Source organism: Paenibacillus sp. SRL342 (assembly GCF_984798905.1).
The window spans coordinates 3,121,008-3,135,905 of the sequence record NZ_OZ481790.1 but is presented as its reverse complement, the minus strand read 5'-3'; the positions used below and the strand labels follow the sequence as shown (position 1 = coordinate 3,135,905).

At 37.9% G+C, this 14,898-nt stretch carries 12 protein-coding genes and 2 pseudogenes; 6 read left to right on the top strand and 8 right to left on the bottom strand.

The features are described 5' to 3' along the window. Nucleotides 1–4: 4 nt before the first annotated feature. The gene (locus AC4E8D_RS13945; RefSeq protein ID WP_490206373.1) at nt 5–1,582 is read right to left on the bottom strand and encodes a TerB N-terminal domain-containing protein; all 1,578 of its coding nucleotides are present in this window, start codon (nt 1,580–1,582) and stop codon (nt 5–7) included. 314 nt (nt 1,583–1,896) lie between these two features. Beyond that, nucleotides 1,897–2,493 (bottom strand): biliverdin-producing heme oxygenase, encoded by a 597-nt coding sequence (locus AC4E8D_RS13940; protein WP_490206372.1) that lies wholly within the window; start codon nt 2,491–2,493, stop codon nt 1,897–1,899. 344 nt (nt 2,494–2,837) lie between these two features. On the opposite strand from AC4E8D_RS13940, the gene AC4E8D_RS13935 reads away from it, so the two are divergent. The 4 genes from AC4E8D_RS13935 to AC4E8D_RS13920 all read left to right on the top strand — a co-directional run bounded on the left by AC4E8D_RS13935 (nt 2,838) and on the right by AC4E8D_RS13920 (nt 5,828). Continuing rightward, complete coding sequence (locus AC4E8D_RS13935; RefSeq protein WP_490206371.1) at nt 2,838–3,635, top strand: Nif3-like dinuclear metal center hexameric protein; 798 nt, start codon at nt 2,838–2,840, stop codon at nt 3,633–3,635. A gap of 520 nt (nt 3,636–4,155) precedes the next feature. Continuing rightward, the gene (locus tag AC4E8D_RS13930) at nt 4,156–4,581 is read left to right on the top strand and encodes a DMT family transporter (RefSeq protein WP_339184652.1); all 426 of its coding nucleotides are present in this window, start codon (nt 4,156–4,158) and stop codon (nt 4,579–4,581) included. A 45-nt stretch (nt 4,582–4,626) separates the two neighbouring features. After that, complete coding sequence (locus AC4E8D_RS13925) at nt 4,627–5,325, top strand: Crp/Fnr family transcriptional regulator (RefSeq protein WP_339184651.1); 699 nt, start codon at nt 4,627–4,629, stop codon at nt 5,323–5,325. 14 nt (nt 5,326–5,339) lie between these two features. After that, a complete protein-coding gene (locus tag AC4E8D_RS13920; RefSeq protein WP_490206370.1) occupies nt 5,340–5,828 on the top strand; it encodes a DMT family transporter in 489 nt (162 codons plus the stop codon). Between the two features lie 89 nt (nt 5,829–5,917). Here the strand turns inward: AC4E8D_RS13920 and AC4E8D_RS13915 are convergent. From AC4E8D_RS13915 to AC4E8D_RS13900, 4 genes and pseudogenes are all read right to left on the bottom strand, one after another. Continuing rightward, nucleotides 5,918–6,133: pseudogene (locus AC4E8D_RS13915) on the bottom strand (YebC/PmpR family DNA-binding transcriptional regulator); the annotation flags it as partial. 43 nt (nt 6,134–6,176) lie between these two features. Further along, nucleotides 6,177–6,402, bottom strand: a pseudogene (locus AC4E8D_RS13910) (hypothetical protein); the annotation flags it as partial. A 744-nt stretch (nt 6,403–7,146) separates the two neighbouring features. After that, complete coding sequence (locus AC4E8D_RS13905; protein ID WP_490206369.1) at nt 7,147–8,049, bottom strand: hypothetical protein; 903 nt, start codon at nt 8,047–8,049, stop codon at nt 7,147–7,149. A gap of 153 nt (nt 8,050–8,202) precedes the next feature. Beyond that, nucleotides 8,203–9,300 carry a DUF4062 domain-containing protein gene (locus AC4E8D_RS13900; protein ID WP_490206368.1) on the bottom strand — a complete coding sequence of 366 codons (1,098 nt, stop codon included), beginning with the start codon at nt 9,298–9,300 and terminating at the stop codon, nt 8,203–8,205. 307 nt (nt 9,301–9,607) lie between these two features. Between AC4E8D_RS13900 and AC4E8D_RS13895 the strand changes: the two genes are divergently transcribed. Continuing rightward, the gene (locus AC4E8D_RS13895; protein WP_490206367.1) at nt 9,608–9,838 is read left to right on the top strand and encodes a hypothetical protein; all 231 of its coding nucleotides are present in this window, start codon (nt 9,608–9,610) and stop codon (nt 9,836–9,838) included. A gap of 148 nt (nt 9,839–9,986) precedes the next feature. Here the strand turns inward: AC4E8D_RS13895 and AC4E8D_RS13890 are convergent, their stop codons facing one another. Then, nucleotides 9,987–11,756, bottom strand: a complete 1,770-nt coding sequence (locus AC4E8D_RS13890; RefSeq protein ID WP_490206366.1) for a colicin E5-related ribonuclease — start codon at nt 11,754–11,756, stop codon at nt 9,987–9,989. Nucleotides 11,757–12,013: 257 nt separating this feature from the next. Here AC4E8D_RS13890 and AC4E8D_RS13885 point away from each other — a divergent pair, with 257 nt between their 5' ends. Beyond that, nucleotides 12,014–12,211 (top strand): hypothetical protein, encoded by a 198-nt coding sequence (locus tag AC4E8D_RS13885; RefSeq protein ID WP_490206365.1) that lies wholly within the window; start codon nt 12,014–12,016, stop codon nt 12,209–12,211. A 129-nt stretch (nt 12,212–12,340) separates the two neighbouring features. On the opposite strand, the gene AC4E8D_RS13880 is transcribed toward AC4E8D_RS13885, so the two are convergent. Beyond that, complete coding sequence (locus AC4E8D_RS13880) at nt 12,341–14,401, bottom strand: caspase family protein (protein WP_490206364.1); 2,061 nt, start codon at nt 14,399–14,401, stop codon at nt 12,341–12,343. Nucleotides 14,402–14,898 lie beyond the last annotated feature (497 nt).

Sequence of the window (14,898 nt, the reverse complement as noted above, 5' to 3'; positions counted from 1 at the left end):
CGTATCACCTCTTCACATGTTCGAACACATCTATATAATCAGGAACAATCCGATCACCATCAATCAGAAGATCACCGATCGTTTCCATAGCCACATCATTAATTTCATCCAGCAGAAGCGTAGGCATCGTTCCATATTGCTCAGCCAGACGCATCAGCTCCGTATCTGGACTTGCGCCAAGTAAAACATGAATCGTTTGCACCTGCTGAGGGGAGAGTTCCTTGGCAAAAAGCAGCCATTCTTCATCCAGATCAGCCTCAGCAGACTCGTCCCACTGCAACCTAATAGATTCTACTTGCGCTCCTGTTGCAATCTCTACTGCGGATGGCTCCGACTCCATGGAACCTTCAGTTGGAGTGATATCATCCCTTGCTTCCAGTGCATCGAATGGATTACTTGTAACATTTGCGTTGTTAACCTCTTCATCCTTCACTTCAGAAGGCTGATCATCCTCAATTGTAAGCGCCAATCGCACGTACTCACTTTCCTGCTGTAACGATGCCAGTTTCTCCGTATCAATACGAATCACCGGTTGCTCCATAGCCTCCGCCTGCCCAGTCGCATATGTTTTGTCCAGATAACGTTCAATCAGATTCGCAAGTTCGGGTTCAAGAGTCTGTCCTCGCAATCTGCCTCTGAATCCGAGCAGTTCACGAAGTTTATTTTCAGTACATCGATAGATCCGCGTGACCATCTGCACAAATTCAGCCTGTTCACCTATGGGCATATATCTGAACGATACCGATCTTCCATAGATCGAATCATCATAGACTGCTTTGCGAAAGAGAATGCGTTCCATCGTGCGTTCATCGTTAGGATCACACTCAGGCAACAGTCCAACTTGTCGCGCACGTTCCAGGTACGAATCAACCAAAGCCATGACCCGGGGGATGTACTGCTCCATCACTTCTTTGCCGCCATCTCTATAGAATTTACTGAGTGTAATATCGTAATCATAGTATCTTTGCAGCATATTCAGCGAGATATCCGATACCTTATCCTGTAAAATACGTTGCAACTCCCTATCCAGCATCTCTGCTGGCAGGTATCCGCCCGAAAGGACCATGACCTCGGATAAGGACATCTCCATCTGATGGACCAGCACATAATCGACTATCCACTCTTGCATATATATATTTAATTGGGGCAGCCGTTCACGGTAGTTCACCCATAGCTGCTTCAATTGATCATAACCATCCTGAGGATTCTGCCAGCCAATGCCGTTAATTAACTCGTAGATATGAACAAATAGATAGGACAGATCGGTATCCGGGTATCTCCCCTGACGTACTTCCTTCCTCCAAAACATATACCACTTGCGCTGGGCATCATTCATCACGCCATACGTTGGCCAGTAACTCATAAAGGGAACCCACGGGGATACATCCCCCTCCATCTCTGCCCACCGCTTAGCTTCCTCTACAAAACGTTTTTCTGAGGACAATATGCCTCCTCGATGCTGCATCGTATCATGTGCAGACTGCACAATGGTTGAACGATCAGGAACCGGAACTGCTGCTGTTTCAGGTTCTTCACTCAGATCTATCTCCATAAATTCCAATTGTCTTGAGTTGTCTTTCATAGAACGTTATCTCACCCTCCTCCAAGACAGAATACGAACAAGTGTATCCATAGGGAACATTATATCACTTGTCCTGTGTCTGCGGTGACGAAATTTAGACATTCCTAGACACAAAAAAGAAGGCATTTCTGCCCTCTTTTTATCAAGTATTTTTAACTTTTTCACAAATTGATGATATCTTGGTCAAATCGAACGTTTCACAGACGTAATCACACGACAATTGCACGATTTTTCCCTTCACTTTTTGTTATTTCTTGGACTTCGGTTCGGCCATGGCCAGGAAAATCCCTTCTCATGATGTTATCTAAGGAGTGTTACTTGTCGGTATTAATCCATTGATCTAACAGTCGGAATGTCTCTGATGCACTGTGTACCATGTTGTCATGATCTTCTGGAGTACTGATGGACTGCTGCAGCAAACCTGTAAACTCGCTCCATCTTGTTCTTGTCTCTGAGCCGTAGGCGTTGAAATATTCCAATCCACGATCCGCCTCAATCGGCAGGAACTGCGACAAACGTTTGGTCATAATCTGTCCACCGTTCGTGGACCCCTCAATTACATACAGATATCCGAACAAACGGGCAGGTGTTGAAATATCCGGCAGTTCTTCACAGAGCGGAAGTTGGCTGATTTCCTCTTCACTGGCACCCAGATTTCGTAAATCTTTTTCCAAGAGTCCAGCCTTGCCTCTAATCTCAATATCCAGTCCCGTACTTTCCCAGAAAGGCTGCTGTACAGCCTGATCCTCCAGCGGTTTCAGGAATCCATAAAATTTCTCTAAATATGTTCTATATTCTTCTATATTCACGGTTTGATTCATAATGGCTTTTGCATAAGGGTTCTGTTCTACTTGTCTGTGATAATGAGCTGTCTCGCTCTTCAGACGTTCCATAATAGTTGTTGCTGTCATCGTAGTTATCCCCTTTCACAATCTGTTCTATTGTTGCAAATGAATGCGGACCTCAACTGATTCTCAGTATTGAAATGGAAACTGCTATCCTTGCACTCAGCTCCATTTAATACAAGCAAAGGCTCTATGTAAGTATACTTATTCTTGTTTGAGAAAACTATATGAATCCAACATCCGTGTACAGCCCAATTCATTGCTCCGTTGTTATCTTAACCGACTGTAATCTGTATGTTTAAGTATTAACCGAAAACAATAAAAACGACCCTATAATCTGGAAGGCAGTAGATTTCAAATGTCAACATGGTACACTAACTTTATATCCTGTCATTGGAGGAATGCATTCTATGGATCTTACTGTTCAAGACGTTGTACTTCATCTCACAGATAACATTGAATTGCCGGAAAACACGGTAGATCAGCTCATTACGGGCTCACTTGATCGTAAGGTCAAAGGCATCATCATTGCTTTTATGCCCACACATTATGTTATTGAACAAGCCATACAGGAAGGTGCAAACTTGATCATCGCTCATGAATCCCCCTTCTACAACCATCACAGTCATACGGATTGGCTTGCAAATGATTCGGTTTATGCGGACAAAAGAAAGTTGATCAACGAAGCAGGCATTTCCATCTATCGATGTCATGATATCATCCACCGCTTCCAACCGGATGGCATTACCGAAGGACTGATTCGGGCATTGGGGTGGTCCTCTTATGTAGAGCAACGACTACCGGAAGCAGACGTCCTTTCTTTTCCGGAAGGAAGCACCGCCCAAGTTATTGCTCACCATGTGAAAAGTTCCCTGGGCATCGATTATGTACGCGTTGCAGGCAATGCGGAAATAGTCTGTAGACGCGCAGCGGTACTGGTAGGATTTCGTGGTAATGGACATGTGACGATTCCCTTGATTCAGAATGAGCAATTGGATCTCATCATCGCTGGAGAAGGATTCGAATGGGAGACACCGGAATATATCCGTGATGCCGTGCAACAAGGCAAGTCTAAGGCACTGATCATGATGGGACATGCTGAGAGCGAGGCTCCGGGAATGAAGCTATTAGCAGACAGGTTGGCAGAACGTTTTCCCGAATTGTCTGTTCGTTTTGTAGGCGAGAAGCCTGTGTACACTGTGATCTGATAATACGATTGGATTTGTACGGAGAGGATCTCAAGTTGATCCCTTCTAATCTCATTGCCTATCCTACCCCGGAGCTTTGGATACTTTCTATGCTCCGGGGTACACTGGGTAGACTCTCGTTACATTTCTTGGATAGCTAACGAACCTGACACACTCTATTTAGCGAATATTTGCCGATTTTCAAAAGTAACGAATCGTAGACACCCTATGCCTCCATTCCCCCTGTTTTACCGCCCATTTCTACCCAACATAGCCCATTTAACGTCGCTGAGATTTGTTAGATTTCTCAATTCAATCGAATCAGTACAACAAGGTGTCACTAGTTCGTTAGATTATGATGAAAAATGAGTACTGAGCACATATGCCACGCATCTTTTCATGCCCCCCATCTGGATTTCCCGAGTTCTTTATTGTACTCTAAATGCTGTGACTTCAAAGCTCAGGACATTTGTCCTTGGCGTTCAGAGTCAATTTATCATTTAATAATAGAAGTCGAAGTGATTGAATAAGGAGCGTACATATGAGAGGAATTATTTTTGCATTACTGGGCGGCGCGTGTATCACGCTCCAAGGTGTTGCCAATACTCGGATTAGCACCGACATGGGCACATGGCAGGCCGCTACGATTACACAACTGACAGGATTCATCTTAGCGGCGCTGATCCTAATATTTGTTAGAGACACCAACTTTCAAGGACTCAAACAAGTAAAACCTATGTACTTGGCTGGAGGTGCTTTTGGCGCCGTCATTATTTTCAGCGAAGTGACGGCCATTCAGCAAATCGGGGTTACATTCACGATCTCGGCTCTGCTCATTGCCCAGCTGTTCCTGACTTTTCTGGTGGATAGTAACGGATGGTTCGGTGTCGTGAAACAAAAGATGAAACTGCCGCAATTTCTGGGCATTGCCTTAATGGTGACTGGTGTCATTATTATGAAACTATAGTTTTTGGAGAAGGATTGAAACATATCGTCGGGGGTGAATCACAGCGTGCAAGAGTTCCATAACGAGCAACAATTAATGCAATATTTGAAGCAATATCAACTCGAAACTGTATTTCACGAGCCCCTGCGTGCACATATGACGTTATGCCACTTTGAGAAGTGTGAACTGATCTGTCGTGAAGGGGAAACTTCCGAATATTTGTACGTACTGGTTGAGGGTAAAATCAAGATTTTCACCACCTCCGCTCAGGACAAAACGCTGGTGCTTTGTTTCAAAACACCGCTTGAAGTGGTCGGTGACATAGAGTATGTCCGTGAAAGCGATATTGTTAATACGGTTCAGGCCGTGTCACCTGTGGTGATGCTTCGCATTCATTATCAGTGGCTCGCTGAGCTTGCCAGCGATTATGCACCTTTGCTTAAATTTCTGCTTAAAATCATCTCACACAAATTCTACATTGACTCGAACTTTTCCAATTTCAACCTGATGTATCCCGTTGAGGTTCGTCTAGCCAGCTACCTGCTCTCCATCTCGACAGAAGAAGCGGGCAGTATCGTTCACGAAGAGCTGGACGCGTTCAATCTGACCGACATCGCGAATCTGATCGGCACCAGTTACCGACACCTGAACCGGGTCATCCAGAAGCTCTGTGCAGACGGGTTAATTGAACGACATCAGGGATTGATTATGATTAAGGACCGGGCGGGTCTACGTGAAATAACAGGTCACAATATTTATGAATAAGGAGTTCGACAACCATGTTAATCACAGGTATTTCGCTTGCACTACTGGCAGGTGCACTTGTCAGTCTGCAAACGATTTTTAATAGCAAAGTCAATGAACGCACCGGTTCATGGTCCACAACAACGATGGTGCTTTTCACCGGATTCCTTGCTTCTTTCCTCATCTCTCTGCTGGTAGAGGGCAAAAATACATTCAGCTTCCAGCATATGCAACCCTGGTACTGGCTCAGTGGAGCCATCGGGGTTGGCGTGGTCTTCTGTCTCGTGCAAGGGATGAAGTTGCTTGGTCCCACGTATGCCATCTCGATCGTGCTAACATCCCAACTGAGCTTTGCTCTATTGTTTGATTCCATGGGGTGGCTTGGTCTGGAGCAAATTCCTTTTTCGTGGAATCAGCTGCTCGGTGTACTTGTCATTGTTGGCGGAATTGTATTGTTCAAGTTCGGTGGAGGTAAATCGAAAAAATCAGATCAGTCCCCTGGAACGTTACAGTCCAACTCATAAACAAACAAAAAAAGAGTGTCCGTCCAATCCAGGAGATTGGTCAGACACTCTTTTTATGCAATCAAACCACCACGTATCGTCTCGTTCTCTTAAACGAACTCTACGTTATGGTAAACTTGTTGAACATCTTCAAGGTCTTCAAGCGCATCGATCAGTTTCTCGAACTGAGCTTGTGCATCCTCTGGAAGTTCAATATGGTTTTGCGCAAGCATGGTCAGCTCGGCTACTGTGAACTCAGTAATACCAGCAGCTTTGAATGCTTCTTGTACAGCGTGGAATTGATCGGGTTCTGCATATACAATTATTGATTTGTAGTTCTCACTTTTTGTATGGAATTTTATACGTTTATCATACCAAATTATGAATGATTTTACCATCATAGTTCGTATGTACTTCCATCTCCAAGAAACCAATTAGTTTGTCAGCAGTAACAACTTCTGTTGTCAGTAAAATAGGTGCTACGGAAGCTGCGTTTTGCAATGCATAACGTGTTACTTTCGCATGGTCAACGATACCTGCTTCGAATCGTGTTAACCCAATCGCCAGTAGCAGCGTTGAAGCCGATGCCTGTTTGTAGGAACGGTATGCAGAATTGTCACTCTTACTATTTTAAATTGATATACAATGACCGCTCATTTTACAATTGATTGCAATTTAAGCAAAAAAAGTTATCTCTTGATGTAAAATACTTAGGTGAGAAAGTTACGTTACACACGTTTCCGTGTACGTAATCCAGTTAATTTCGAGTGAATCAAACCTACTCAATTTACCAGAGTCTTTTATTATGTTCTCTGGACAAAGAAAACAAAGTAAAAATTGGTAATATTCCTGATAAGCAGCAACAAGATATGTAATATCGTGTAGACTTCAATAAATAATGAAATTGACAAGAAAGTTTGACTTTGATGTATTTGAAGAATAAATGCTATAAAGAATATGAATGTCAATAAAAACACTTGAACTATCAAAATATAAACGAAGGTGATTAGCATCCATTGATACATTGATATTATTTTGTTACGCACAAACCTATCGTCAGATTGTTTATCTTTGAGAAACTTTATAGTGGCATTGTCACTTGAAACTAAAATTGTTACACAAGAAATAGTAAAACCGATCAATATTGCAAGAGCATTCGGTAGTATATCTCTTAATTTCATAATAGCTCTGAATGAATCACCATACAAAAAGTATATTATAACGGATAAACCAGAAACGAGAAGAGGAAGAATTATCTCATAATTCCTTTCATTGCGCTTCAATGTTGCGTAATAATCAACAACAGGATACAACCATTCACCATAGATTATCTTTCCTATCATGGAGAAGTACCTGTTATATCTAATACCTCAAACATCTTCTCAAAAATTGAGTCAGTATTTACAGTGCCATTTTCATCAAGTTCTGTAACTACATAATCAACCTTTTTGAAAGGTTCGCTATCAATTCTAAGCGGATTATTGTTTGAATCACGACCATAAAGTCTTATTCGACTTACTTTACTTTCAGTTGCTGTTATTGAATTAAACATTTTTCTGAATGTTCGCTTAGCCATAGATTCTTTAGGTTTAGCTTTCATAGTGACTAAAACATCTTCTTTCATTGAATGGTCTTCTTCTTCAATTACCCCCATAGCTTCACTTCCTAAATGAACTTTGCTAGTAATAACTTCGGCTACTTTAATGTCTTCCATCGTCTCAAGCATAGCTAAGAAGTTTTCCGAAGGAACTGTACCATAAATAACCTTTAAGTTCTTAGGTCTGCTCAATGAGGTCAGATATTCTTTTAATTTTTTATTAAGATAGCTAGTAATTTCATTTATTGTAACTCCGTTTCTTCTTTCCTCTAAGAGCAGACTAGCTTCATATGATGAAACTCTTATACAAAGGTGCGTCTTCTCCTTCTCACCTTCGTGCTGCTTCTTGTCACTATCCCTTTCACTACCGTCCCTACTAGACATGTATTCTGGGCTATGGTTGTACTTACATGATTTAAAAACAATTCGAACCACAAAATCAGCATGGAACGAAGTAACAGCATGCCGATCTATCGCTACTGCCTTGTTGTGTCTAGGTATATTTATCACTTGTTCATGAGAAGGAAGTGCCATTACATAGTCGATAAAATCTTTAAAAAACGCTCTGTCAAAAAAGCGTCCTACCTCACCTCTTTTTTGAAATTCGAAGTTATAGTAACCTACTTTTCTGTTTTGGGTGCTCATAATATCCCTCTTGTCCTTTTAGAATAATACAGACATTCCTAATTGATATACTCATGAGTAACTATACTCATCTTGTTTATTAGCTTTCTACTCATGGAAAAATCCGAATTGATAATGCTCCAAACTCTAATAATCGTTCTTAAAAACATTTAGTTAGTAGCGATTACGATTAACACTATCATAAATTTTCTCTCTCTCTTTATGAACTTTATACCAATTGTACTGAGCATTACATTTATTTTTAATGCTCTCCCAAGTTTCACTTACATAAACAATGAATTGTTGTTCTCTATTTTTCACTGACACAAGCCTACTATGCTGATAATTTTCGCCAAGAATATGTAGAATCAAGCCACTTGGTAATTTAGTACTCTCAACGAACTCGAATGAAAACTCTACACCACGAGGTGAGAAATCTGAGAAGTCAGTAAGTTTAATTATTACTCCATCCATAGGGCTTCCATCATCATCATAATAAAGACCAATAACCAATTGCTCCCCCAGTGTGCCCTTCTGTTTAGCATTAACTAGCCTAGTAATAGTAGACCTACTTAACTTCGATCTCAAAAAATTATCTTTATAATCACCTTCAAGAAGTTCGTTCCATATCTTACCATAATTGCGATTCATTGCGCTAGCATGGAATACTATGAATGGTTGATCTTCATTAACTTTTCTATTCTGATTAGAATCAAAATTACGAGTTTTCTCTTTAACGTCCTCATCTCCCCCTCTGATCCAGCCTTTAAATTTGTATTCTGTAGAATCTTCTGAAAGAAACTGATTAATAGAAAGAGTTATTGCGTTAGCTATTTGATCAATGTTTTCTGGAAAAACGACCAACTTATTACGAACAAGAGACTTGAATTGTTCATATTTTTCTTTTTGATCCTTTTCATATACGTTGATATTTATATTAGCACTTTGCTTATTTGCTAAAAATTGATCTTTTAAAACAACTGCAAACACTGGAATACCTTTTGTCAGAGCATACTCATATTCAAGCTGAGTATAGCTTTTTCCACTCTCTGGCTCTAAACTTCCGTATCTGCCACCTAAAATAAGCAACAAAATGTCCGACTCTTCTATCCAGTTTTTGATAACCGCCCACTGTTCCTTATCACCCGCTGTGAAAAGTTCCATTCCAGCTGGAATATGACCAGCTTTCAATATACTTTCAACCGCCCTCTGTCTCTCCTCAATTAAATCAGTAAACGTTGAAGACACAAACACCTGTAGTTTCTTTTTCATCTAGCTCCCCTTCTCTAACTGTATTTCAGTAAAATAATACTTTAATAATATCACGTGTTTGTATTTCGAGGTATATAATTCTAACTATTATCACATTATAAAAATATCCAAAGAACACCAACTCTCATAAGAAAAGAGTGATTTCTATAATTTACTAAGTCAAACGCTATACGTGAATCAAACCCTCACTTATTTAGCTGACTTCTTCTCATTTAAGAATTCCACGATTTTCAAATCCCTCTCGTATGCATCGGTATTTACTACTACCAGTGTAGTGTATATTTTTAGTAGAAATGAGGTATGCGCTATGAACAATGATAAGAAGTATGAAGAAGCCAAAAAAAATATTGATACAAGTAGTGCGAAAAGATTAGTTGACATAGTTGGTATCTTATCCCACTCTATTTCAGAGCAAATACAGGAACAAACAAAAGGTAACTCATTCGATCAAATTAGAGAGGAAGCCATCACTAAACACTTTCAGGAACAGTATGAAAAGCTAAATTCATCCTTTGAGAAAGATAATGAAACAAACTAGTTGAAGTAATTGCCTAATGTAATTGAAAACTCAACATATAACACTTGCTACAACGTCAAAATTCATCCTACTTTGTTCATATTATTACGCAAAAAACACTAATAGCTCTATGCTATTAGTGTTTTTTGCGTAAAGTAATTAGGGGACACTATCTAACGAGGTTGTTCTTCCACTCTTTCCAAGAGTTAGAGTTAATTGGAGTACCTGATTCGGAAAGTTTCACAAACTCTAAAAACTGTTCAAAGCTAGCAGAAGGATTCTTCTCTGAATATTTAGTAATGAATTGGACCATGGCTTTAAATGCGATCAAGTCCAGCACAGAGTATGTTGGTTCTTCAACAGATGTATCTGTTCCCTCTGAATAAGTAACTTCATACATATGATTCAAACTCGATTTACTCTGGAGAAATGTTATAGCTTTGTCCCAATTCCCAACTTGAGAAGAAACAGAATAGTCAATACTATGTTCACTTACTGGTTGTGTTTTGTCCTTGGAGATTATAAAAGCATCAATTCCTAAGATGCTTAAATTATTATCCTTACAGTAAGTAATTAGGTCAATTGCATCGGAAAAGTTATATAAATACAAGCCACCACGCACTGTTGCTTTGTCTGTAATGTTACTCTTTGAAAGACTCAAATTTTTCTCCTTTCTTGGCAGATATGGATTTTTTATTGTACTGTCAGGTGCCCAATCTGGGTCGTTTCTATTGCTAACTTGAATAATCAAACCTGACTCATTCTCAACAGTAACATAACTGCCATCTTCGTTAAAATATGCTGTTGCTTCTTTACCATTTGCTTTGTTTTCAGCTTCACTTGTTTCGTGAGGTTCGTTTACTGTTGACTCGATTGAGTCTTCAGTCCATCCTCTTTTTTTCATTTGTTTATTTATTTTATCATTTATCTGAACTTCTAGTTTAGCAACCACTGGTGCACCAGTAACTGCATCAGATTTGCTAAATGTCCCCACATCCCCTACATAAGTAGGGTAACTAATAGCTATATCTCCGTTAATTCCCCCCCCCACTCTACCGATATTCGGTTTTTCTAATGTTGTAATTTCTCCGCTACTGTTTACTATTCCTTTTAATGCCGGAACTGTCAATTTAGTCGGAAAATTAGTTGGTACAACTAGTGGTTTATATGCTTGGCTATTAGTAGCGTCATTGATATCTCTCATCACAAAGATTGGCTTTACAGATTGATATGTAGATTGAACTTTTAACTGTTTGACAAAATCATTATAAGCTGCAAGAGCATTAGGATATTTTTTAGTTGTTACTACATCTGGCCAAATTGTCTCATGAGGACTGGAACTGATTCGTATTTTACCATATTCGTCAACTCCAACTGAGGAAATATAAACTTGTTTATAACCTCTGTCAATCATGCCAATGTCCTTATAACTATCGTATTTAGGATAAGATGCAACAACTGACGATGGAACAATTACAGAATTTATTGTAGCTATTTTTTCAATTTTGCCTGTTGTAGGATTAACATAGGCCCCTGCCGCAAAGTATTCATTCCATTTGTTGTTTAAGTATGCTTGAGCCTCTGAAGACCACTGCAAACTATATTTTTTACTAGTACTCCATATTTTATCCATACCACTAATAGATGATGCTATAGCTTGACGTGTTAATTCATCAGCATCATTCCATGCTTGTTCACCAAACTTTTTAACTTCGTCCATCAATTCTGGATCAAGACCAACCGCTGTCCCTGTTGCAGCTACTAAAATAGCTCCTCCCCAAAGCATTATAGCCCCTGCTTCTAAACCACCAAGTCCAATAGCTGGAGCAAAAGCAATTGCGTTCGCTTTAGGCTGAATAGATAAAGAAAACAAAAGGACAATGACATTGAACATTAAGAATACTTTCTTCATAAAAGCTGATTTTGTTTTAGGTTTCATATGTACTCCTTTAGATGATATTACAATCTTTTTTAGTTTATTAAATAATCTCAATACATAATTCATTTCCTATTACTCTAGTGACCTCATTGAATCTTTGTAGAATAACGTACTTTCATCGACTTCTTAACCTCTCTCTCTTAGCAATTAGGTATTTCAACACTGAACATTATCTCAGATATTCCCTTTATAGTAAATATGAATTATACTGAGGTAAGTATATAGACCTAAAAAAAACAAATATCGGGGGATGCTACATGATAAAAGACCTAATGAAAGCAGAAAAGCAAAAGCATCAAGTCTTTTTAACGTTCAAAGATGGAACAAACTATGTGGGTGAAATTTCGCTTACCTCCGATAAAAATTTGGTTAAGCTAAAGAGTACTCATGAAACTGTATGGATTCCTTTGGATGAAATAGTACATTATTCAGTCACTATTTCAGTTGCATTTTAATCAATAGTGAAAAGTAGCTAATTAACTTTACAACTAATCAAACCAATAAGTTAAATAAAATTCAAAATAAAGCTATTCGATACGCATAAACGTTTCGAATAGCTTTATTTATCACTTATATGTTATATTTTATTCCCATACATGTATTGCACCCTCTCTAGTAAGAACAGCAATGAAGGACTTGTCTTCATTCAATATCACTGTTTTAAGCTCCCCATCAATTAAAAACAAATCAGTGTTAGCACTAGACAAAGTTAGATCAGTGATTTCAATTATATGTTTATCAGAATAGAAAGATTCTTCTCTGAATTCAACAAAATAGTTACCTATAATTCTGGAGTTGTTATAAGGTCTGTGTTCGTTTAATTTTAGCTTAGGAAACTCCTTGCTTTTATTAATAGTATCTAAAATTTGTACATTTCCTTCTTTACAAGATACAAGTAAGTCCACATTAGTTATAGCACAGATATTTTCATTGTAAATAGCATACTCTTTTATATACTCAAAGTTTTTATTGAAAACTAAAAAGCGATTATAGTTATAAACGAAAATCTCTTCTGTGCTTTCACTAAAGAGTGGATATTCCTTTCGTACGAAGAATCCTTTCTTGAACTTATACATCTTCTCTATTTTCACGTCTAATAACGAAGTAAACATCAACTCGACTTTATCATGAAAAATAATATATTCACCAGAATCAGGGAAGTATGCCTTGACTCCTTTATCAAACTCTTGTTTATATATAACATCTCCTAAGAAATTATATAAGCAGTAAACATACTGATCGTTCAATAAGCCAACAGTAAGTACTGTGTTGTTCATACTGCTGTATCCTATGATTAGAAGTTTATCACTTTCACTTTCTAACTTAATGGTCTGCAATTTCTCTCTATTTTGAATATTCCACTTGGTTAGATTGTTCTGATTATCGAATGTTATCAAATGTCTTTGATCTTTTGTTAATGATATCCAAGAATAGTTGTCTTCCATGTTCTCTTCAAACTTATTTGTATGATTTCTGGTATAACTCTTCGGAAAAGTTACTTCCTTCTGTTCAATTTTTGCCCATAATTTTTCAACTATTAAATTCTCATTATATATAGAGAATTTAATGTGAATAAAACAATTTTTATCATTAACTAATTTAAAAATCACTTCTGCTTCACTTCTATCTAACCTAAGTAAAAAAGATTCTCTCATTAAACCGATTTTAGAAAAACGAACCCAATTAAACCATTCAACCTCTACATGAAAGAAGTCCTCCATTAATGCATGTGGTATAACTTCGACTATTTTAGCAGCCAATAAATCCACCCCAACATGCTCAACTATACTACTAATAAAGTGTTTATGATCTAGATACTTACTCTTAAAGTCTTTCTCCAATAATTCAATCTGGTGAATTCCTCCTCTAGTTAGGTTAGCTGTGGGTGCATTATTGTATGTGAGGTTTTTATTAGTCAATGCAACTTTTTTCAATTTTAATAGAAAGCGTCCTTCTATAGACGCTTTCATACATGGTATTTGTCTATTGACTGACCATTCCATATCTTTAACAATGCTAGAATACAGTTCTGTGATATCTACCTCATCATTCTTCTCATCAAGTCCACTTATGTATGCCTCTAAGTTTTGTATGAAAATTTGCGTGAATTGTCCATTGCTATGATCTTCTAGGCTATATGCATTCTCGTCATTAGTTCCTGAAATAATGACCTTACCTTTTCCTTTAACATCTAACTGCTTACTGATGGCAGAATCAATTGAGTTAGCACTTGTACTCCTTGTAAGATAGCCACTTTTACAACAATCAACTAGAACAAGTATTGCTTTGGCAGGGGAATCCCCAATCCATTCTGTTAAAGTATTCATCTCAATTTTATTAAATGCACGATCATCATTTGTGGAATCTGATGTAATTAAATATCCCTTTTGATCATAAACGTCTCCATGCCCAGCCCAATATAAAATAAGAGTATCCATGGAATCGCAATTCTTCAAAAAACGTTCTACTTCTAACTTTAGATATTGTGAATTTGCTTTATCCCCAGAAACTTCTTGTATATGGAAATCATCAAAGTTCTTATCGAACATTTCACTCACAGTTTTAACATCATTCTCTACACTAGCTAAATCTTTAAAACCATCGTATATATATTTATTTACTCCTACTATTAAAGCCTTATTCATTTACTATTAATCCTCCTAAGACAAAAGCTAATTAAAGTAGCTTTATTATACCATTGAATTTCATTATTTGATGATTTCTTTCGCAATCGAGCTTGTAGACAAAAGATGATTCTAAATCAATATTCACATTTCATTTTATTTCATTTTTGTTAATAATTGTATTTAAAACATTTGTGATGTATAATGTATTCAGATCAGTCAGCACTGATAAATCGTTCCAATAATAATTGCTGAAATTGATGATTACAATGGGGAAGTGAATGAAGAACACTAAATGCACCTAAATGGATTTGAGAAATTGAACACACCTTTAACAGCTGATAAAGTTACGGATATACTTACTGAGGCCACCATTGATGCAAGGGAATGTAAGATTCAATGGAATCAGACTATGATTCTCATTGCTTATTTCCATTCGATTAAAAGTTTGGCAAGTGATTACCAAAAAACACATTTAGGATGCACTGTTAAAATAGAAAAAAAGAATGGTGGTTGAG

Coding starts and splice junctions, on each gene's coding strand:
- AC4E8D_RS13945 (WP_490206373.1), bottom strand. CDS start 1,582: ATGAAAGACAACTCAAGACAATTGGAATTTATGGAGATAGATCTGAGT.
- AC4E8D_RS13940 (WP_490206372.1), bottom strand. CDS start 2,493: ATGACAGCAACAACTATTATGGAACGTCTGAAGAGCGAGACAGCTCAT.
- AC4E8D_RS13935 (WP_490206371.1), top strand. CDS start 2,838: ATGGATCTTACTGTTCAAGACGTTGTACTTCATCTCACAGATAACATT.
- AC4E8D_RS13930 (WP_339184652.1), top strand. CDS start 4,156: ATGAGAGGAATTATTTTTGCATTACTGGGCGGCGCGTGTATCACGCTC.
- AC4E8D_RS13920 (WP_490206370.1), top strand. CDS start 5,340: ATGTTAATCACAGGTATTTCGCTTGCACTACTGGCAGGTGCACTTGTC.
- AC4E8D_RS13905 (WP_490206369.1), bottom strand. CDS start 8,049: ATGAGCACCCAAAACAGAAAAGTAGGTTACTATAACTTCGAATTTCAA.
- AC4E8D_RS13900 (WP_490206368.1), bottom strand. CDS start 9,300: ATGAAAAAGAAACTACAGGTGTTTGTGTCTTCAACGTTTACTGATTTA.
- AC4E8D_RS13895 (WP_490206367.1), top strand. CDS start 9,608: ATGAACAATGATAAGAAGTATGAAGAAGCCAAAAAAAATATTGATACA.
- AC4E8D_RS13890 (WP_490206366.1), bottom strand. CDS start 11,756: ATGAAACCTAAAACAAAATCAGCTTTTATGAAGAAAGTATTCTTAATG.
- AC4E8D_RS13885 (WP_490206365.1), top strand. CDS start 12,014: ATGATAAAAGACCTAATGAAAGCAGAAAAGCAAAAGCATCAAGTCTTT.
- AC4E8D_RS13880 (WP_490206364.1), bottom strand. CDS start 14,401: ATGAATAAGGCTTTAATAGTAGGAGTAAATAAATATATATACGATGGT.